Source organism: Gardnerella greenwoodii 00703Dmash, assembly GCF_000263635.1.
In the GTDB taxonomy this organism is placed as follows: Bacteria; Actinomycetota; Actinomycetes; order Actinomycetales; family Bifidobacteriaceae; genus Bifidobacterium; species Bifidobacterium greenwoodii.
This window is the reverse complement of the sequence record NZ_ADEV01000004.1, coordinates 128,015-147,978: the sequence shown is the minus strand read 5'-3', so window position 1 is coordinate 147,978 and position 19,964 is coordinate 128,015. Positions and strand designations below refer to the sequence as shown.

Annotated in this window: 16 protein-coding genes; 3 read left to right on the top strand and 13 right to left on the bottom strand. The window is 43.8% G+C overall.

Annotated elements, in window-relative coordinates; translation table 11 throughout:
* Positions 1–123: 123 nt before the first annotated feature.
* From NG78_RS04790 to clpB, 10 genes are all read right to left on the bottom strand, one after another.
* Positions 124–1,098, bottom strand: coding sequence for an ABC transporter permease subunit (locus NG78_RS04790; protein WP_004133993.1), 975 nt, complete (start codon positions 1,096–1,098; stop codon positions 124–126).
* Positions 1,095–2,087 carry an ATP-binding cassette domain-containing protein gene (locus NG78_RS04795; protein ID WP_004133991.1) on the bottom strand — a complete coding sequence of 331 codons (993 nt, stop codon included), beginning with the start codon at positions 2,085–2,087 and terminating at the stop codon, positions 1,095–1,097. The genes NG78_RS04790 and NG78_RS04795 overlap by 4 nt, the downstream gene beginning before the upstream one ends.
* Before the next feature lie 141 nt (positions 2,088–2,228).
* Positions 2,229–3,035 (bottom strand): TrmH family RNA methyltransferase, encoded by an 807-nt coding sequence (locus NG78_RS04800; RefSeq protein WP_004133989.1) that lies wholly within the window; start codon positions 3,033–3,035, stop codon positions 2,229–2,231.
* A gap of 57 nt (positions 3,036–3,092) precedes the next feature.
* The gene (locus NG78_RS04805; protein ID WP_004133988.1) at positions 3,093–3,941 is read right to left on the bottom strand and encodes a hypothetical protein; all 849 of its coding nucleotides are present in this window, start codon (positions 3,939–3,941) and stop codon (positions 3,093–3,095) included.
* 58 nt (positions 3,942–3,999) lie between these two features.
* Positions 4,000–5,340, bottom strand: coding sequence for a DNA recombination protein RmuC (locus tag NG78_RS04810; protein ID WP_004133987.1), 1,341 nt, complete (start codon positions 5,338–5,340; stop codon positions 4,000–4,002).
* A gap of 54 nt (positions 5,341–5,394) precedes the next feature.
* Positions 5,395–6,126, bottom strand: coding sequence for a hypothetical protein (locus NG78_RS04815; protein ID WP_004133984.1), 732 nt, complete (start codon positions 6,124–6,126; stop codon positions 5,395–5,397).
* On the bottom strand, positions 6,116–7,672 hold the full coding sequence (locus NG78_RS0105810; protein WP_230454142.1) for a hypothetical protein: 1,557 nt from the start codon (positions 7,670–7,672) through the stop codon (positions 6,116–6,118). The genes NG78_RS04815 and NG78_RS0105810 overlap by 11 nt, the downstream gene beginning before the upstream one ends.
* Positions 7,673–7,743: 71 nt before the next feature.
* A complete protein-coding gene (locus tag NG78_RS04820) occupies positions 7,744–8,511 on the bottom strand; it encodes an ABC transporter ATP-binding protein (RefSeq protein ID WP_004133980.1) in 768 nt (255 codons plus the stop codon).
* 26 nt (positions 8,512–8,537) lie between these two features.
* Positions 8,538–8,699, bottom strand: a complete 162-nt coding sequence (locus tag NG78_RS06100) for a hypothetical protein (protein ID WP_004133978.1) — start codon at positions 8,697–8,699, stop codon at positions 8,538–8,540.
* Between the two features lie 295 nt (positions 8,700–8,994).
* Positions 8,995–11,589 (bottom strand): ATP-dependent chaperone ClpB, encoded by a 2,595-nt coding sequence (gene clpB, locus NG78_RS04825; RefSeq protein ID WP_004133970.1) that lies wholly within the window; start codon positions 11,587–11,589, stop codon positions 8,995–8,997.
* Positions 11,590–11,884: 295 nt separating this feature from the next.
* Between clpB and NG78_RS04830 the strand changes: the two genes are divergently transcribed.
* Positions 11,885–12,700 carry a fumarylacetoacetate hydrolase family protein gene (locus NG78_RS04830; RefSeq protein WP_004133969.1) on the top strand — a complete coding sequence of 272 codons (816 nt, stop codon included), beginning with the start codon at positions 11,885–11,887 and terminating at the stop codon, positions 12,698–12,700.
* Positions 12,701–12,738: 38 nt separating this feature from the next.
* Here NG78_RS04830 and NG78_RS04835 read toward each other — a convergent pair whose 3' ends face one another.
* The 3 genes from NG78_RS04835 to NG78_RS04845 form a co-directional block, all read right to left on the bottom strand.
* The gene (locus NG78_RS04835) at positions 12,739–13,539 is read right to left on the bottom strand and encodes a YggS family pyridoxal phosphate-dependent enzyme (RefSeq protein ID WP_004133968.1); all 801 of its coding nucleotides are present in this window, start codon (positions 13,537–13,539) and stop codon (positions 12,739–12,741) included.
* A 35-nt stretch (positions 13,540–13,574) separates the two neighbouring features.
* Positions 13,575–14,624 carry a glutamyl-Q tRNA(Asp) synthetase gene (locus tag NG78_RS04840; protein ID WP_004133967.1) on the bottom strand — a complete coding sequence of 350 codons (1,050 nt, stop codon included), beginning with the start codon at positions 14,622–14,624 and terminating at the stop codon, positions 13,575–13,577.
* Positions 14,625–14,805: 181 nt separating this feature from the next.
* Complete coding sequence (locus NG78_RS04845; protein WP_004133966.1) at positions 14,806–15,537, bottom strand: MIP/aquaporin family protein; 732 nt, start codon at positions 15,535–15,537, stop codon at positions 14,806–14,808.
* A 610-nt stretch (positions 15,538–16,147) separates the two neighbouring features.
* Here NG78_RS04845 and NG78_RS04850 point away from each other — a divergent pair.
* Together NG78_RS04850 and NG78_RS04855 are read left to right on the top strand one after the other, a co-directional pair.
* Positions 16,148–18,385, top strand: coding sequence for an RNA degradosome polyphosphate kinase (locus NG78_RS04850; protein ID WP_004119572.1), 2,238 nt, complete (start codon positions 16,148–16,150; stop codon positions 18,383–18,385).
* Between the two features lie 361 nt (positions 18,386–18,746).
* A complete protein-coding gene (locus NG78_RS04855) occupies positions 18,747–19,943 on the top strand; it encodes an NUDIX hydrolase (protein WP_004133959.1) in 1,197 nt (398 codons plus the stop codon).
* Positions 19,944–19,964 lie beyond the last annotated feature (21 nt).

The window sequence follows — 19,964 nt, the reverse complement described above, 5'->3', positions numbered from 1 at the left end:
ATTTAATTTATAATTAAAGATAAATGAATACAACAAAGGGCTTTATCTTGTAGCCAGTTACGAGATAAAGCCCTTATTTTATTTGTATTATTTATTTTATTTGCGAAATATTATTTAGATATTTTAAATATCGCGATGCTTTTCAATTACGTAGCCAATTACGTACATAACTACGCCCCAAGCGAGAACCACTAAACCGGACTGCCACCATGTGAAAACATATGCGTTTGGTGGAAGTTGCAGCCCAGAATTAGCGGAGGCTCCTAAGAATTGGCTTACAGCACTGCCTGGCAAAATCTGAATAAGTATTGAAGTCCACTTCGCAAAATTGCTTGCAAGCATAATAATGCTAACAATGGTCTGCAGAATCACCACGGCTCCAATAACGCACATAATTCCGCCAGCAGTTGACTTGCAAATCATGCCAAAACCGTAGGCCATTGCTGACACAACAACCATAATTGCAGGAGAGCCAAGGAACAGAGTAAGCGGCAATTTCCACACGTTGCTTCCCGATAATCCGGAAATGTTATCTCCCATAAAAGCTAATTCTGCAGCAGCTAGCGAAACTGTCATTGCAATAAGTTGGGCTACAAAAACGTAGATTGCAACCGCAACAAATTTAGCCGTAAAGAACATACCCCTTCGAGGTACAGCAGTAAGAGAAGCCTGAATCGAAGTTGTAGAATGCTCCGCGGTTACAGCAAGCACTGCAAAAATCGCCAAAACAATCAAAGATATAGAAGCAAAGCTAATAACTAAGCGGAAAATGCCTTCTTGAGATGCAATAAGATCACTTTTATCGCTCGGCCCAACGGTAATCGCAGCACTTGATTTGCTACCAGCTGCACCATTGTTATGAACGTCAACTTTAGACATTGCTTTCTGCACAAGCGCGATAATAAAACTAAAAATTACTGGCAAAACAATTGTTAATGCCATGCACCACCACGTAGACGCAAGTCCGCGCAGCTTAACAATTTCAGATTTAAGCGTGTGCATAAATGTAAGGCGTAAGTGCTGAGCGTTCATGCTGCGGCCTGTTTTGTAAGAATTGCTCGCCGGATATTCAACAGCTTGTTCAATTTGCCCACTCATTTTGCGCTCCTTCCATCTACATATTGCGTTCCAGTCGCAGCAGTAGTATTTGGCAATGCTTTTGTTACGTACTGCTCTTGACCGTGCGTAAGAGCCAAATATGCTTCCTCAAGCGAAGCATGCTCTTGATTCAGCTGATATACCAAAATCTGATTATCCGCAATTTCGCGCGCAATCTGGTTGAGCTCGCAACCTGTTATTCTGAGTAGCTCGCCTTCTTGAACGTCTTGAGGCGTGCGATTATCTGGCAAAATCTTGCATTCAGGATGATTCTGAACAAGCACAGACTTTAGCTTTTCACCTTCTGGCGTTACTAAACGTATAGCATGCTGAGAATGTGCGTCAACAAAATCTTGTACTGTTGTGCGCTCCAAAATTTCGCCATGCGCAATAATCACAAGGTTATCTGCAGTAAGCGCAACTTCGCTCATCAAGTGCGAACTAAGCAGAATTGCTCGACCTTGGCTTGCGTAATACTTGCACAATTCGCGAACCCACTTAACGCCTTCTGGATCCAAACCGTTAATTGGCTCGTCCAAAATAAGATTGTGCGGATCTGCTAAAAGTGCCGCCGCAATCGAAAGACGCTGGCTCATGCCGAGTGAGAAGGATCCCGCTTTGCGAGTTTTTACGCTAGTTAAACCAGTAATATCAATCACTTCGTCAACGCGCTTTTTTGATATTCCGTGAGTTAAAGCGAGCGAGTACAAGTGATTATATGCGGAACGACCTCTGTGGGCAGACTTTGCGTCAAGAACTGCGCCAACTTCCGTCATTGGGGATGCGATTTTTGCGTAAGGTTTTCCGTCAATAAGAGAAGTACCGCTATTGGCATGAATAAGATTTAACGCGCAACGCATGGTGGTAGATTTACCAGCGCCATTAGGGCCTAAAAAGCCCGTGACTTTACCGTCTTCAGCGACGAAAGAAACGTCGTTAAGCGCTGTTTTTGCGCCGAAACGCTTTGTAATATGTTGGAATTCTAACATAGCTTAACAGTATCACAAATAAAAAAAAAATACACATTAAATGTAAGCGTTTATGAGTACAGGCTGCTGCGTTTTGTAATGCGATTTTTGTTTTGTATTTGTTTGCGATTGTTTTTTATATTCGCTTGTTTGTAGTTTGTGTCAGCAATTTGGTGCTGCATGTTGCGCAATCCACGCGTGCATGGAAACAGCTGCGGCTGCTCCTGCGTTTAGCGAGCGAACAGAGCCGAATTGCGAAATGTAAACAACGTCATCCGCCATCTCTAGTGCTTTTTTAGAAAGACCTGGACCTTCTGCACCAAAAAGCATAAGGCAACGTTTAGGGAATTTGTAGTTTTCCATAGCAACAGCGCCTGGAATAATATCGAGCGCTATAACGCGAGCGTTTTTAGCGTCTTGTTCCTTAATATTTGCGATTTTTTCGGCTTCTTTATTGCCTTCTGCTTGTGCTTTAAGCAAAAGTTGATGCGCTTCTTCTGCTTCTTTAAGCATATTTTCGCGCCAATTAGTTACTAGAGTTTCAATAGTTGGGCAGCATTCAACGTATTGGTATAGCTCGGTCATTAACGAGCCTTTGCGATTCCATTTATGAGGCCCTACGATATACACTTTTTTCGCTGTAAATGCGTTTGCAGTGCGAACCATAGAGCCTATGTTGAAATCGTGAGTCCAATTTTCTACAGCTACTTCAAACTCATGACGGCCTTTAGAATCGAGATCCGCTTTTATGGCTTCTACTTTCCAGTATCGGTAGCAATCTAGAACGTTACGCTGGTCGCCTTCGTTTAGTAATTCAGTGCTAAACCGCGCATCGTAATTTGGCGATTCTGGATTATCTGGACGAGGCTCACCTGGGTGTTCTTCTTCCCATGGGCCAACTCCTATAGGTCGGAATTCTGGCTCATCGGAAGCTTTTGCAGCCAAAGTAATTGGATTCGGTTCGTGCATGTGTGAGTTTTGCTCCGTTTAATACTTTTGTTTAGTATTGGCAGCTAGTAATTGCAGCTAGTCTTGGCAGCCGTCAGTTGCGCAATCGCCTGTGCAACCTGACTTGCAGTGACCGCCACAGCAGTTGTCTTCACAGCATGGCTCAGTGCAACCATCATGAGCACAATCACCCGTGCACTCTACTTTGCAATGGCCACCGCAGCAATTATCTTCACAGCATGGCTCAGTGCAACCATCATGCTTGCAATCTCCTGTGCATTTAACCTCGCAATGACCGTCACAGCAGTTGTCGTTGCAGCAATCGTCGTGATCTGCATCTGCGCGTAATTCTTCTTCATCGAAAGCTTGAACAAATGCCATTTTAGTACTCTCCTCACTTATTGGATTTACTAATTGAAGATGCCTTGTGCCTTGTTCGTCGGCGTCAACACCACCAATTAATGCAACTATAGCAAGAATTTGCGCGCCTTGCTGATTAACAATGCCAAAATCAAGACTTAATTCATTGCCGTGTCGTAAAGTCACAAGCGAAGAAGTTTGAACATACGATTTTTCAGAAAGCCAAGAGTCAAGTAACAATACTCGCTTGCCTTTAACAGACGGGCCTTTTGTTGCAGGGAAAACAAAATCCATAACGAAGCCGTCGAGTGCAATTCCTCTACGTTCTGCAGCATGAATAAGCGCAAAAACCATCGGCACTGCAGCAGCAGTTAACGCACCAATAGCGTCAACATCGCGTTCTAACGAATACCCAGCTTTCTCAATTGCATCAAAAAGAACATCACCAACCAACTTGGAGCCGCGCTGAGCAAAAGTAACAGAAAACAGTTCGCTAAATGGTTTCGCACTCATATCCGCACAAAGCATGCGCTTAAGTTCCGCGCGTTCCTCTTGTAATTCCGTCATTATTACACTCCTTAGCGTTTAGAGTTGTTCAATTTTTGATGCTTTGATGTTTTTATGCTTAACGATCTTCTACTGATACTTCCGGAGCGCTCAGCTCTTTAACATCAGCTTTATCAGAATCTATAAGATCTATTGAAGCAATAACTTTACTTTGATCTAACTTCTGAAGTTTACGCGCTGTTACCAACACTCGCGACTCAAGCGAGGAAGCAAACTTATTGTAAGCTGCAACCGTTCTTGCCAAAGATACGCCAAGTTTTGAAGCATTTTCTCCAAGAACTGCAAAGCGATCGTACAATTCTCGAGATAAATCGAAAAGTTCTTTTGCATCATCTGTAAGACTTTGCTGCTGCCATGCGTACGCAACAGACTTAAGCACAGCCCACAAAGTAACTGGGGAAGTGAGTGCTACTTTTTGCGCAAAAGCATCATCCATAAGCGTTGGGTCCGCTTCAAGAGCCGCCTGAAGCAACGCTTCGTTTGGAATAAATGCAACTACAAAATCTGGTGCTGTTTCAAAAGCCTGCCAATATGCTTTAGCTCCCAATACTCTAACGTGTTCTCGCAAAGCCTTAGCGTGCGCTTTTAGAAGCTCACTTCTTCTAGCTAATTCTTCGTCACTTGCATTATCTGGTATTTCGCAAGCGCGCTGATAATCCGCATATGGAACTTTTGCATCAACTGGAATTGTTTTGCCTCCTGGCAGATGCACAACCATATCTGGTCTCTGCTGCTCACCATTTACTCCAGTTACAACAACCTGCGTATCAAAATCAACATGTTCAAGCAAGCCTGCGGATTCCACAATATTCTTTAGCTGAGCCTCGCCCCAAGCTCCGCGAACCTTGTTATTTCGCAATGCTGCAGAAAGCGAACTTGTTTCGCGGTCAAGCCTTGTTTGCTGCTCGCTTAAGCCTTTAAGCTGAGTGCTCAGCACACCCATTTCTTGCTTGCGTCCTTCTTCAATCTGCGAAACTTTATTCTTCAGAGCTTCAAGATTGTCTTTTACTGGAGCAAGCGCTTCCAAGACTTTACCTTGCTCTTTCAAAGTCTTCTCACGATTTAATCGTTCGCGTTCTTCTCGCTCTGCACGCAATTGCTCTTCGCGATTCACTCGCAATTGTTCTGCTTGCTGCGCCTTAGCAAGTTCTGCTTCAACAAACTTTAATCGCTCAGCAAGCTGCTCTGCTTGTGTGCGATATCGTATAGCCTGATTGCCATTTTCTTGCGCTTGAGCGCGCGCTTGTTCATACTGCGAGCGCAATTCGTTAAATTCGCGTTGGTTTACGCCATTAGTGCCTTGCGTTCCAGAGTTGTGCTTAACAATAGCCAGCACAATAACAGCGGTTATTGCTACAGCAGCCACCATTAAAACAAGCATCACAATATTATCGAACATACGTTCTATTAAACACTATTGAGTTGACTTTTGAAATATAATTAGACACGTCTTTTAAGCGCGTTCAAAATAAAGCAATCCACGTCCACACGTGCCGCTCCATAGGCAAACTGCAATTATAGTAAGCACAACAATGACGTATAACAATATGGATTGTCCAGGAATTGCAGGCAAAGTTCCAGAAGGATACCATCGCAAAATCAATCCAATTTTACTTTGCAAACCTTGTGTGGCAATGTTCATCACCGCTAAAAAGACACCAAATGCAAGGCCGTAAAACCTTCCAAAACAGGCTAATCCAATCATTATTAGCACAATATCAATCCAAGCATTACCTAAAATCATCTGCAATGTACTCAATAACTGCAAGTCAATTATACGAACAATTAACACTGAAGCGCCGAATGAAACAAACAAACACAATAAAGCAGCACTCAATGCATATATTCGCAGCCTTTTCATCACGAAACGTTCCCACGATACCATAATCGGAGCAAGACAAACGAATGCCGCGGTAATAAACCCAACTACAATAACTTCATACAGAGTAACAACAAAATTAACAGCACTACTACCAGATTGACATTGGAACGTTATACCTTCTACCGCATTATGCACATTAGCAGAATCTGGCAAACAAATATAACCAACATAAACTGGCAACTGCGTTACAAATGATCTGAATATAACAAACATTAAAGAGGGAAGGACTACGGACAATAAAATTGCAACGATTGCAACAATATAATGCCTACCTTCAAGCCAAGCGCGAAAATTATTTTTCATGCTTATCACCAAGTTCCGATAAGACTTGTTGTGGAGTTATGAGGCATTGATTAAGTTCTTTAACATGATTTTTTACAAATTGTTTCAGCTTAGCATCATCAGCATTATTAATACTCATAGCCACTTTATCGTTTGCTTCACCTGGAATAAATCCATATGACCCATACACATCATTACTTATACGAGAAGGAAGTTGTGCAAGCAAAAATGCTGTAACAGAAGCGTTTGAATCAAGATTCTTTTTTACATATACTTCTTTCATAGCACTTGATGCACATTTTGCAGGCACAAATCTTTGTAACACTTCTTGAGCGATACCAGTCATATCACCATATTTCTCAGAACGCCTAACAAATGTATCTGTTTGTTGTTGAATAACAGTAGCTTTAAGATTACGTAACTTTATTAAACCACTATTAGTAAGATTCCAAGATTTTTCAGTATTTGTTGGAGTAAACGCATTCCCCAGTACAAGCACAATTCCTTTGCCTTGCGAATCTCTCTGATTCTTAGGAAACCAAGAAGCAACAGTTTTCAAATGTTTAACAGCACGAAGTTTACGAATATAAGCTTCTTCAGGATGTACACAAACAGAAAAAGCAGTATCTTTAAACGTCGTACACTGAGGCACAAAAGGTCCAGAGCGAATCCAAGGTTTTGGACCCCACATAGCTATACAACAAGCACATACTATTGGCATAATTAAAGAAATACTTATTGCTTTTATACGCCAATAAGATCCCTTTTGCCAAAAATATCTAATATGCGCGCAACAAAGAATACATGAAACGATAACAACACACACAAAGAACGTGCGCAAACCCACCAACCATGGGTTCATTCGCAAACCAGGCTCGGCGCCGATACCAGCGTCCGACACTGGAAGTATTGCGTATAAACTACTACCCCAATATCTAGGAAAAATATCTCCTTGAGGTATGGTGCCATTACGCATTATAATGACGCCATAAATACAGCACCAAATTATTGCAAAAGATAATAAAGCTGAGAATACAATTGCCCAACGATTGCCAATAATTACTCCTAAAGTAAAACCAATTGCAAAAAATGCACTTGGCGTCACGCCTCCACATAATAGTGGAAAATACGGGAAATTTGTAATATTTACATCACTCTGAATTACTGTTGGCAATATACTTACGCAATATAACAAACTGCACAGTATAGCGCCTTTTAGTATAGGAATAGCGTAACGACTGGCTGATTTTCCTGCACACCACGCAGGATTAACCAAACATCTAGGCGAGCAAGCTTTACACGAACACCATGCGCCAAAAATGCAAGCAACAATATCAGACAAACAATGCATCCACGTGACATCAATTCTTAACCAAAGCGCATAATTATTATTATGCGCTAAAAAATTTGCCACACCCAAAAAAACAGGATATGCAATCAAAAATAAGCTAAAAATACAACTGCTTATTAGAGATAATGGTGACATAATATGTGAAACAATCGTGCACTTCTTATGACTTTTCGTAAAAAATCCGAATTCAGTTAAAAAGTTAGAATATTGACGCATATTTAATCACATCCCTACTTGCTACCACATTAACGAAATAAGAAACTATACATATCTAGTTACTGCTACTACTAATTTTTATGAAATTTAGATAGCAAATGCCTATACCCTGATTCCCATGGAGTTACCATAAGATCTTCACGATTAGCATATTGAAGAAGATTATCCATTTTCCCATCAAGCAATATAATTCCTTCATTAAGAACTATAACCCGATCCGCAATTACTGCTAAATCTTCTACTAAATGTGTACTGACAATAACAGTATGCTTTTGCGAATAAGACTTAAGAAAATTACGAATATCAATACGCTGCTCAGGATCTAAACCAACAGTAGGCTCATCAAGTATTAGTACTGCAGGCTGACTAGCAATCACACAAGCAATACCAGCACGCTGACGCTGACCTCCTGATATTTTAGCAACGATGCGATGTGCTTGTTTTTCCAAGCCAACCTGTTTGAGAGCATTCCAAGCAGCTTGATACGCAGCACTCCACGATAAACCTCGCGCCCATGCGGCATATTGAACATTTTTTAACACACTCGATGCATTCATAAGTTCAAATGATTGTGGCAAATAACCAATATTTGACCGAGCTTTAGCCCTTTCCGCACGATCAGTTACATCAAAGCCATGAACAAAAAGTTTTCCACTAGAGGGAGCATAAATCGTCGCTATAACGTTAAGCAGAGTAGTTTTCCCAGCACCATTTGGCCCCAAAAGACCACATATGCCAAAAGATAAATCTATAGAAAGATTATGCAAAATTTGTTTTTTCCCATACGAAAAATTCACATTAACAAGTTGCACATCTGAGCCCGTATATGATTCTTGCATATCTCCCCACTTAATAACTAGACTACTTACCTACAACTTCGTATATTTTCTCTGTCTATTCCAACTACGGAACCACTCATCTGAGCATAAGCTGACATTGGCATAGCATAAACAACAGTAGAACGCGCAACTATTGCAAATCCTTCCTTTGCGAACATATTCGTATCTCCATTTTCAATCTGCTTCATAACGTATTCAGCCTTGAATACATACACGCATTTTATAATAATTCAATATAAAAAAAAATAGATTTTTACAAAAACCAATTAAAATTTTAAAAGATACGCATATTCGATAATGCCAATTATCAGCAGTAACTCGAAAAATTAAGGAGGAATTCCACCTTTTTATTTCAAGTTCATTCTACAAATATTTTTTATTCAGATACAAAAATAGCGCGCTGTCTACTGGGGAATAATCCAACAAACAGCACGCTTTGTTTTATTTGACTACATTATTTGACTACATTAAAGAATGCAGGCACTACGCAATCTTTAGGATCACATGGTCGTCGCTCTCTGCACAATCCGCAACTACGCGAGCGCCATCATGCACCTTTCCAGAAAGCAGCAATCGCGCAAGTTGATCGCCAATTTCCGTTTGAACCAATCTGCGCAACGGACGAGCACCATAAACTGGATCGTAGCCATGCTCCGCAAGCCAAGCGCGAGCAGAATCACTCACATCCAAGCTAATACGGCGATCACTCAAGCGTGCAGCCACTTGACGAACTTGAATATCCACAATTCCACCAAGCTCTTCGCGGCTCAACGGATGGAACATAACAAGCTCATCCAAACGGTTAATGAACTCTGGCTTAAACTCAGCATGAACAGCATTCATAACAGCCTTGCGTTTAGCAGCATCGTCCAAGCCTTCTTGCACGAGGAATTGCGAACCCAAGTTTGATGTCATAATCAAAATCGTATTCGTAAAATCAACCGTTCTACCCTGACCGTCAGTCAAACGACCATCATCCAAAACCTGCAACAAAACGTCGAATACTTCTGGATGTGCCTTCTCAACTTCGTCAAAAAGCACTACAGAATACGGACGCCTACGCACAGCTTCAGTAAGCTGGCCGCCTTCCTCATAGCCAATGTAACCAGGAGCGGCACCGATTAGACGCGAAACGGAAGCCTTTTCCATGTACTCGCTCATATCAATGCGAACCATTGCACGCTCGTCGTCAAACAAAAAGTCAGCAAGAGCCTTAGCAAGCTCCGTCTTGCCAACGCCAGTAGGACCCAAGAATAGGAACGAACCAGTTGGGCGATTCGGGTCTGCAATTCCAGCACGGCTTCTGCGCACAGCATCCGCTATAGCCTGAATTGCTTCACTTTGACCAACAACGCGCTTAGAAAGCTCCTTTTCCATGTTGAGCAGCTTCTCATTTTCGCCTTGCATCAAGCGACCAACAGGAATGCCCGTCCATTCGCTAACGACTCCAGCAATAGAATCAGCATCAACCTGGTCTGGAACCATCGGCTCTTTTGCTTCACTCTTAGCATTAGCAGCCTCGGACTCCGCTTCTTCCAAAGCTTTTTGAATGCTTGGAATTTCGCCATACAAAATACGGCTTGCTTGCTCCAAATTGCCTTCACGCGTGAATTTGTCGGCTTCTACGCGCTTAGCGTCGAGTTGCGCTCGCAAATCACCAACCTTGTTATGGCCAGCCTTTTCCGCATCCCAACGCGCTTTCAATCCAGCAAGCTTTTCGCGCGAGTTAGCTAATTCTTCTTGCAACTTTTCTAAGCGTTCGCGTGCAGCAGCATCTTCCGCTTTCTTTAATTGCATTTCTTCCATTTCAAGACGCGTAACTTTGCGCTGCAATTCGTCGATCTCTTCTGGCTGAGAATCAAGCTCCATACGCAAGTGAGCTGCCGCTTCATCCACCAAATCAATCGCCTTATCTGGAAGCTGACGACCGGTAATATAGCGGTTTGAAAGCGTTGCTGCAGCTACGATTGCATCGTCACTAATAGTCACCTTGTGGTGCGCTTCGTAACGTTGCTTAAGTCCGCGCAAAATCGTCACCGTGTCTTCAACAGACGGCTCACCAACGAACACTTGCTGGAATCTGCGTTCAAGCGCCGAATCCTTTTCAATATGCTCGCGATACTCATTAAGCGTAGTTGCGCCAACCAAGCGCAGCTCACCGCGCGCAAGCATTGGCTTAAGCATATTGCCAGCATCCATTGAACCTTCTGCAGATCCTGCGCCAACAACAGTGTGAATCTCATCAATAAACGTAATAATTTGACCGTCTGATTGCTGGATTTCCTTCAACACTGCCTTTAAGCGTTCCTCAAACTCGCCGCGATACTTCGAACCTGCAACCATCGAAGCTAAATCGAGACTGATAAGACGCTTGTTTTGCAAAGTCGTAGGCACATCTCCTGCCACAATTCGCTGAGCCAATCCTTCTACAACTGCCGTTTTACCAACGCCCGGCTCGCCAATTAGCACAGGATTATTCTTCGTGCGGCGAGAAAGAATCTGAATCACACGACGAATTTCCTGATCGCGCCCAATTACTGGGTCAAGCTTTCCTTCGCGAGCGCGCGCAGTCATATCAATAGAATACTTTTCGAGCGCTTTGTAGTTGCCTTCCGCGTCTGGGCTTGTAACTTTCGCACCTCCACGCACGGTTGGCACAGCTTTTCGCAACGCATCTGCGCTAACATTGTACTTTTTGAAAATATCCGCAACAGCGTTTGGCGCGCTAGCAACCATGCCAATAAGCATGTGTTCCGTAGAAACGTATTCGTCTCCCATTGCGCGCATTTCTTTTTCTGCCTGGCTTAGCGCAGCCAAAAGCTGACGACTTGCATCTGGCTTAGTTGTAGTTGAACCAGTAGATGAAGGCAATGCCACTAATGCGTTGCGAATTTCAGCACCGATTTGTTGCGCGTCCGCCCCCGCCTGAGCAATAAGCGCACGCACAACGCCCTGCTCTTGGCGAAGTAAGGCATCCGCCAAATGCAGAGTGTCAACTTGCGCATTGCCAGCAGCCGCTGCACTTTGCACAGCGTCGCTTAATGCGTCTTGCGCTAAGGTTGTAAACTTTTGTTCCATATCTACCTCATTTCCACGAAAGCTCTAAAACACATTTCAGTTAAGTCAAATCGCTGCAACTTTTATTGCAATTTTTATTGCAGCTCTCGTTGCAATTTCAAGCTTTTTGACAATACTTTCGAGTTCTAACGAGCTTTCACTTTCATGTATCTGATACGTATAACAGATTTTCCTATAACTTTATTCCTAAAACTTGAGTGTACTAGACTCAAGTTTTGTTTTCAAGAACTTTCAATCGCAAATAATTTACGCAAATAATTTAATTAAGTAGTAAATATGTCGTAATCTTAAAAACATGAGAATTGCACGTTTTTCATATAATGAAGTTCCGCAATACGCTTTCGTTCAAAAAGACGAAACCGACGGTAAAGATTATTTAGTAGCGCTTGAAGGGCATCCTTTAAGTCCACAAGGAGTTAAACCAACTGGTAAACGTTACGCGTTAGACGCCGATGGCGTGCGCTTGCTTGTGCCTGTGATTCCGTCAAAAGTGTACGGATTGGCAAAAAATTACGATACTCGTTCCGATGACGAGCGCGCTACTTCTCCTGCGGCTTCTTCGCATACTGCTGCAGATATGGTGATTTTTACAAAGCCGAGCACTTCTGTAATAGGACCTGACGATCCGATTGTTATTCCTGCTTTTTCGAACGATATGAATTTTGAGCCAGAAGTGGCAGTTGTTATGGGCAAAATCGCCAAAAACGTAACGGCAGATACCGCAATGAATTACGTTTTTGGTTTTACGTGCGTAAACGACGTAACTTTACGAGATTGCGCAGGAAGTGACCCAATGTGGACGCGTGCAAAAGGTTTCGACACTTCTTGTCCGCTTGGACCTTGGATTACAACCGAGCTAAATTGGCGCGATGCACATATTTCGTTTACGCTTAATGGCGAAAATGTGCCGGAAGCTGACGGCACTACAGCTCGACTTATTCACAGTATTCCTGAGCAAATTGCTGCAATTTCAAGCTTCTCAACTCTTCTTCCGGGAGATGTGATTTTGACAGGAACTCCGTACCCGGCTGGAACTTTGCGAGCTGGTGACGAAGCGATTGTACACGTAGATGGTATTGGTTCGCTGCGCAATGTGATTGTGCATGCGTAACTAAAATCATCGATTTGACTTAAAACTTTGACTTAAAACTACACAAATGCGCGTGGGCCAAAGATTGCCGAACCGATTCTAACCATTGTTGAACCTTCGGCAATCGCCCACGCAAAATCGCCGGACATTCCCATCGAAAGCTCTAATTTTGCAGAGTTTCCATCATGATCTTGCGCGAGTTGTCCACTTACACAATCTCGAATTTCTCGCAATTTTGCGAAACCACTTCTCACTATTTTTTCATCATCCACTCGCGCTCCAAGAGTCATAAATCCGCGCAAATTAAGCGCAGGCAGGCTAGATATAGCGAGAGCTTCGTCAATCGCGCGTTCGGGAGCGCACCCGGATTTTGTAGATTCTCCCGAAACATTCACTTCCAACATAACGTTTGTGCAAAGTCCCAAATTTTGCGCGCGAGCAGATATTTTTTGCGCAAGTTCAATGCCGTCAACCGACTGAATACCATTTGCAAGTGGTAAAACTTTGTTTATTTTATTACTTTGCAGCTGACCGATTAAGTAGAGCGGAATTTCGCCGTTCACGCCAACGCTTAAACCTTCTCTAGCAGCTTGTGCGCGTAAAATCTCGGCTTTTGCAACGATTTCTTGCGGGCGATTTTCCCCAATTACGCGCACTCCAGCTTTAAGCGCTGCCATGATTTCGCCAACATCTCGCGTTTTAGTTGCGGCAAGCAGTGTAACCGACTCAGCTTTGCGACCATAATGCGATTCGGCTTGAACAATGGCGTCTTGCACGCTGTGCACGCCGTCGGCAATTTGACGCGCGCGAACACAATCAACCTCAGTATTCGCTAAATCTTTTTGCGTCATATATGCCATTTATTGCCCCAATCTATCAAACCTAACTACATAGTTTAGTCGAGGAAGGGCACGGATTTGTCGGCTAGGTTTGCGCGAACAGAACCCCACGGCGTGTCAAAGCTTTCAAACAACGCAAGCGCATCGTCGGCACTCATATCTACAGGCTGATTTTGACCAGGCTTTTTGTATCCCAAAAGATACATACAATAGCCAATCATGCGCTCGGCACTCCAGCCAGATTCACGAAGAGCACCAACATCTAGCGAATGCTTACTTTTTGCAAGTCGCTCGCCTTGTGCGTTGTCAATCAGCGGCAAGTGCGCAAATTGCGGACGCACATAATGCACGCCGTGAGCCGCAAAAAATCCCGATTTTTCAAGCAGCTCACCAATCCAAATCTGAAGCGCTGCAGAACGCAGCAAATCGCGTCCGCGCACAATATCATTTACTCCGCTCAAAACATCGTCAACAACAACCGCAAGCTGATAAGAAAAAACGCCATCCGCGCGGCGAATCACCATATCCCCCAAATCGCGATCAATATTAAAAGATTGCGCGCCAAAGATCGCGTCTTCAAAATCAATATTTGCTTGCGGCGAATCAGCCGATGGAACAGCAAGCCTTAAAGAATGTTGCTGATTATTTTGCAAACGCTTTTCGATTTGCGCCAAGCCTTCCGAAATTTTGCGAAGATTTCTGCACGTACCCGGGTAGCGTATAAAACCGTCGCCTTCTTGCGGAGCTGCGATTGCGCGAATATCGGAACGCGAGCAAAAACAAGGGTAGATTAACGAATTTCCGTCGTCATCTTGCAAAGATTCTAGAGATTCAAGAGCTTCTTGGTAGATTTCAGTGCGCTCATGCTGATAAGTAGGCTCACCAACCCAATCAAGACCAGCCCATTTCAAATCGTCAATAACTCGCGCACTAGCATCCTTCGGCATTCGCGCAATATCAAGATCTTCCAAACGTAAAAGCATGTGGCCGCCTTGCGATTTTGCAGAGAGCCACGCAGCCAACATTGCTACCATATTGCCAATATGCATACGCCCGGAAGGAGTCGGCGCAAAACGACCAATTGCAATAGTTGACTTCGAAAACATGATTTCGTCTTTCTAATATCTTTCTTAATATCTTCCAATATCTTTTTTAATAAGCACAAACTTGCAAAGCATAAACTTGCAAAATAAAAAGCGCGTAACGCATTCATACTAGCATTACGCGCTTCTTACAATCGCAATAAACCGCAATAAACCGCAATCAATCGCGGTTAAAAGCAAATGTTTATGCAAATAACGACTTATACATAACCACGCCCAAGATTGCACCAGCAGTAGGAGCAACAACTGGGATCCACGCTTCACCCCAGCGAGAAGATCCCTTGTGTGGAATTGGCAAAATTGCGTGAAGCAAACGCGGCATAAGATCACGCGCAGGATTCAAAGCAGGACCAGTTGGACCGCCCATAGAAGTCACCAAACCCCAAACAACGAAGCCAACAACGATTGAAGCACCGGCCAAATTCTTCTCACCCCATGGAGACTTAAGGCAACAAAGAGCTGCCAAAACAAGCACAAGCGTGCCGAAGAATTCGTTAAGGAAGTAATTAAGCTTGTTGTTATAAGCGTCCGTAGTGCAGAAAGTGCCAAGAATAGCTCCAGGCTCCTCAGTTTCGTTGTAGTGCGGCAAATACGTTACGTACACAATAAGCTGTCCAACCAACGCGCCCAAAAGCTGAGCTACAATATAAGGCGCAACGTTTTGCCACTCAAACATTCCATTTGCAGCTTGCGCAATCGTCATAGCAGGATTGATATGCGCTTCGGAAATTCCTCCGAACATTAGCACTGGGAACATCACGCCAAAACCGTAGCCCATGGCAATATTTAACCAACCAGCATGGTGTCCTTTAGTATTTTTTAATTCAACATTTGCAACAGCACCGTTCCCAAAAATCATAAGAATAGCAGTGCCAATAAATTCTGCAGCCAACTTCGTCATAAACGAATATTGCATGGTCCTTCGATCCTTCTTACCTGTTTCAAACTCCGCACACGTAATCACGCGTCAATAAATTAGCAACTCGCAATTGCGATTAGCACAGCATGGAACACAATACATCCTCATTTTCAAAGAAGCTAAGAAAATGAATTCCAACAATTATTCTTTGATAGTTTCCCTTATGCGCGCGACAGTCTTCGTAAACAGTAAAATCGCCCTCACATCAAAAGAGGCCCGCCACTTTGGCGAGCCTCTCATTTACAAAAACAATATCTGCGGTTTCATCTTCACAACATCCTCGTTGCAACGGTTAAAGTCTTAAATATCCCGTCCAACGTCCACGGATTCTATATCCATACACTTTTGTGGGTTACCGCTATCTCTTTTTTGTTTTTGTAATTATTATTATCATCGTTTTTTGCCTAATAGTAAAGCGCAAAATAGCATTTGTTCACATATTGTAAATACTGTTCAATTGCACTGAAAAAATCGTAACTATTGCACACTTTTGTGAATATGCAAAGGTTATCATGTGCGTTTGCGTTCGAATTAAGCAAATGACGGCGTGTCGAATCACCCGACACTCATTCGCGCACTTCCCTTACAGCGCATACAATTACAGAGTATGGTACAGATTTTTGACGCTCCCTCAAAGGCGATACTGCGCGGTCAAATTGCCGAACACATCGCCGAAGATGAAAAGGCAGAAAAGCGTGAAGCTCGTGAGGGCGAGCTACCGTTACCAAAAGATCGTTTCTTCGACCGCGAATTAAGCTGGCTGAAGTTCAATCGTCGCGTGCTTGAGTTGGCACAAAATACCGATTTGCCGCTACTTGAACGCGCTAATTTTGCTGCTATATTTGCGTCAAATCTCGACGAATTCTTTATGGTTCGAGTTGCAGGATTAAAGCGCAGAATAGATTCTGGAATAGCAGTAACTGCAGCATCCGGATTAAGCCCTCGTCAGCAATTGCGCGCTATTAGTGAGGTCACTCACCGCCGCCAAGATGAGCACGCTCACTATGTTATTGAGCACATTCTTCCTGAGCTTGCAAAGCAGCGCATTGTGTTGCTCAGCTGGGATAAGCTTACAGAATCAGAAAAAGCACGTTTGTCTGATTACTACAAAAAGCAAGTTTTCCCTGTTCTTACGCCTCTTGCAGTGGATCCTGCTCACCCATTCCCATACATTTCCGGCAAGTCTATTAACTTGGCTGTTATCGTCGAAAATCCAAATTCTGGAAAGTCGCATTTTGCGCGCGTAAAAATTCCAGATAATTTGAATCGCCTTGTACCAGTTGACGATTTAACAGACGAAGAAGGTCGCGAAGAGCGCTACGGCTTCATCACTATGGAAAAGCTGATTGCAGCACACTTGGAATCGCTTTTCCCAGGCATGATTATTAAGGAAGCCCGCTCCTTCCGCGTTACACGTAACGAGGATATTGACGTTGAGGAGGACGATGCAGAGAACCTGCTTAACGCTATGGAGAAGGAACTCCTTCGCCGTCGTTTTGGACCGCCTATTCGTTTGGAAATTTCTAACGAGGCCAGCCCATTCCTTTCTCAGCTTCTTGCAAATCAGCTTCGCGTAAGCCCTGAGGAGGTCTATCGCTTGCCTTCTCCGCTTGACATGACGGTATTGTTTGAATTGCAGGCGCTTGACCGCCCAGATTTGAAGTATCGTCCGTTCATTCCTACTACGAACCGTCAGATTGCGGAAGTTGAAACTAGCCACGCGCAAGATATTTTCGCTTCTATTCGCGAGCATGACATTTTGTTGCATCATCCTTACGATTCGTTCTCTACTTCTGTGCAGGCATTCCTTGCTCAGGCTGCTGCGGATCCAAAAGTGCTTGCAATTAAGCAGACTTTGTATCGTACGTCTAGCAATTCGCCAATTATTGACGCTCTTGTTGACGCAGCTCACGCCGGCAAGCAGGTGCTTGCGTTGGTTGAGATTAAGGCACGATTTGACGAGGACGCAAATATTGCTTGGGCGCGTAAGCTTGAGCGCGCAGGCGTTCACGTTGTGTACGGCATTGTTGGTTTGAAGACTCACTGCAAGCTTTCGCTCGTGGTTCGTCAGGAAGCAGAAGGATTGCGCCGATACTGCCACGTTGGCACAGGCAATTACAATCCTAAGACTGCTCGCTTGTACACGGATTTGGGTTTGCTTACTTGCGATCCTGTAGTCGGCCAGGATTTGACTCGTTTGTTTAATCAGCTTTCTGGTTATGCACCAAAGTCGAGCTTCCACCGCCTGCTTGTTGCTCCTCGTACAGTTCGAACTGGTATTATTGCGCGAATTCAGCGCGAGGAAGCCGCGGCTCTTGCTGGGAAGGAAGCTTGGATTAAGATTAAGGTCAATTCTGTGGTTGACGAGCAGACTATTGACGCATTGTATCGAGCTTCTCAAGCTGGAGTAAAGATTGATATTGTTGAGCGTGGTATCTGCTCGCTTAAGCCTGGAATTGAGGGATTGAGCGACAATATTCGCGTTCGCTCTATTCTTGGCCGATTCCTTGAGCACAGCCGCATTTACGCTTTTGCTAATTCTTGCGGACCTCAGATTGGTGACGGTCCTGCAAGTGGCCCAGAAGTGTGGATTGGCTCGGCTGATTTAATGCACCGTAATCTTGACCGCCGCGTTGAAACTCTGGTTAGAATTAGCGCGCCAGATCAGGTTGAAGCTTTGATTCAGTACATTGATTTGCAAATGGCTGATTCAACTGTTTCGTGGTGGATGGATGGCGACGGCACGTATACCTTGCATTCTCGCGATAAGGAAGGTCGTCCGCTCGTTGACAGCCAGGCTTACTTGATTCATACTCACACGCGTAAGCCTCGCGGCGCGAATTAAATAAAATAACTTGGTTGGTAACGTATTGCAAGTGCTGCATTGCAAGTAACACGTTGCCTGCCATCCTGAATAAACATCTGAAGCCGGGCTCAAACTGTTTTGGGCTCGGCTTCGGCGATTCTAACACAAATAGACTGTAAGCTGTTATCTCCGTTAAATTTCAAGCGTTCCCGCAATAGCCGAAATCTTCTACAGCACTATTTGCCAGTTTTGGGAAGTTTAAGGATTATAGAACAATAACAGCACTTTTGCTACGCACTTTTATCACAGTAATGACTGTGTACAAAATATAAAACATCAAAAATATAAAACATTAAAGCACAACTAAAATTTGCGAAAGAAAACCGCTAAAATAGTGAATATGAGTGCAGTAACGACGCAATACGTTGAAGCAGCTGGCGGAATAATCTATCGCAAGCGCAATATTACAAACAACTCAAACGCAGGCGAAGATGCAAAAACAGGAAGCAATGCAATAAAGCCTAGCGACGACGATTTTGAACTTTGCCTAGTCTACCGTCCTAAATATGACGATTGGAGCTGGCCAAAAGGAAAGAATGAGCCGAAGGAATCACATCGCCACACAGCCGTGCGCGAAGTTGGAGAAGAAACAGGATATTCAGTCACGCTAGGCCCACACATTGCCAAAATAGAGTATCCGCTTGAGCGCGAAGGTAAAAAATCTTCCAAGAACAGCTCATCAAATAACAGCCAAAATCGCAATTCCCAGCCGGAAGTAATAAAGCGAATCCACTACTGGATGATGCGCTTAATCGACAAGCCAACTGCAGCAAAGCGTCTTCCTGCTTTCGGACCAATTAAGCCAGCCAAGCCTACTGAAATTGGCAATGTTTTATGGCTTACTCCTTCTCAAGCGCGCAAAAAACTTACGCACGATAGCGACCGCGAAGTGCTGGATGCTTTCTTAGAAAAGCTCCACGCAGGTCAAGGAGAATATAGCACGCTGCTTCTGGTGCGTCATGGTAAAGCTGAGTCTCGAAAAACTTGGCAAGGAAGCGAAGCGACTCGACCAATCACACCTCTTGGAGCAGCCGCATCATACGCTCTAGGACGCGAGCTTGCCTGCTACGCGCCGAATAAAATCATATCGTCACCTTGGAAGCGTTGCGTTGAAACTGTTGCGGCTTTTGCACACGACTCTTCACTTCCAATAGAACAAGTTGCGGAACTTACTGAAGATCATCACGAGAAACAACCAAAATCTACGCTATCTGTGCTTATAAAAGAAATACAAAATCTTGAGTGCAACGCACAAAATACAAGCAAAACTAGCAATGTAAGCACAGCCAACAGCGAAAGCACATCCAACAGCGCAATCGCATCCAACAATGCAACAGTCATATGCTTGCACCGACCGGTTATTGGCACTTTCTTTGATTATTTGCGCGAAATAACAAAACCTAGAGCACACAAGCGCATACTCAGTCAAAAATCTCCATATATGCCTACAGGAAGCGCAATAGTTTTGCATATAATTAATACCCCTAAAGGTGCTAGCATTATTGATATTGAAAAGGTTCTGCCAAGTGTCTACTAGTTTAAATTCACAATCGAGTTC

Bases quoted from the DNA above. Each gene is read 5' to 3' on its own strand.
- NG78_RS04790 (WP_004133993.1), bottom strand. From the start codon at position 1,098: ATGAGTGGGCAAATTGAACAAGCTGTTGAATATCCGGCGAGCAATTCT.
- NG78_RS04795 (WP_004133991.1), bottom strand. From the start codon at position 2,087: ATGTTAGAATTCCAACATATTACAAAGCGTTTCGGCGCAAAAACAGCG.
- NG78_RS04800 (WP_004133989.1), bottom strand. From the start codon at position 3,035: ATGCACGAACCGAATCCAATTACTTTGGCTGCAAAAGCTTCCGATGAG.
- NG78_RS04805 (WP_004133988.1), bottom strand. From the start codon at position 3,941: ATGACGGAATTACAAGAGGAACGCGCGGAACTTAAGCGCATGCTTTGT.
- NG78_RS04810 (WP_004133987.1), bottom strand. From the start codon at position 5,340: ATGTTCGATAATATTGTGATGCTTGTTTTAATGGTGGCTGCTGTAGCA.
- NG78_RS04815 (WP_004133984.1), bottom strand. From the start codon at position 6,126: ATGAAAAATAATTTTCGCGCTTGGCTTGAAGGTAGGCATTATATTGTT.
- NG78_RS0105810 (WP_230454142.1), bottom strand. From the start codon at position 7,672: ATGCGTCAATATTCTAACTTTTTAACTGAATTCGGATTTTTTACGAAA.
- NG78_RS04820 (WP_004133980.1), bottom strand. From the start codon at position 8,511: ATGCAAGAATCATATACGGGCTCAGATGTGCAACTTGTTAATGTGAAT.
- NG78_RS06100 (WP_004133978.1), bottom strand. From the start codon at position 8,699: ATGAAGCAGATTGAAAATGGAGATACGAATATGTTCGCAAAGGAAGGA.
- clpB (WP_004133970.1), bottom strand. From the start codon at position 11,589: ATGGAACAAAAGTTTACAACCTTAGCGCAAGACGCATTAAGCGACGCT.
- NG78_RS04830 (WP_004133969.1), top strand. From the start codon at position 11,885: ATGAGAATTGCACGTTTTTCATATAATGAAGTTCCGCAATACGCTTTC.
- NG78_RS04835 (WP_004133968.1), bottom strand. From the start codon at position 13,539: ATGGCATATATGACGCAAAAAGATTTAGCGAATACTGAGGTTGATTGT.
- NG78_RS04840 (WP_004133967.1), bottom strand. From the start codon at position 14,624: ATGTTTTCGAAGTCAACTATTGCAATTGGTCGTTTTGCGCCGACTCCT.
- NG78_RS04845 (WP_004133966.1), bottom strand. From the start codon at position 15,537: ATGCAATATTCGTTTATGACGAAGTTGGCTGCAGAATTTATTGGCACT.
- NG78_RS04850 (WP_004119572.1), top strand. From the start codon at position 16,148: ATGGTACAGATTTTTGACGCTCCCTCAAAGGCGATACTGCGCGGTCAA.
- NG78_RS04855 (WP_004133959.1), top strand. From the start codon at position 18,747: ATGAGTGCAGTAACGACGCAATACGTTGAAGCAGCTGGCGGAATAATC.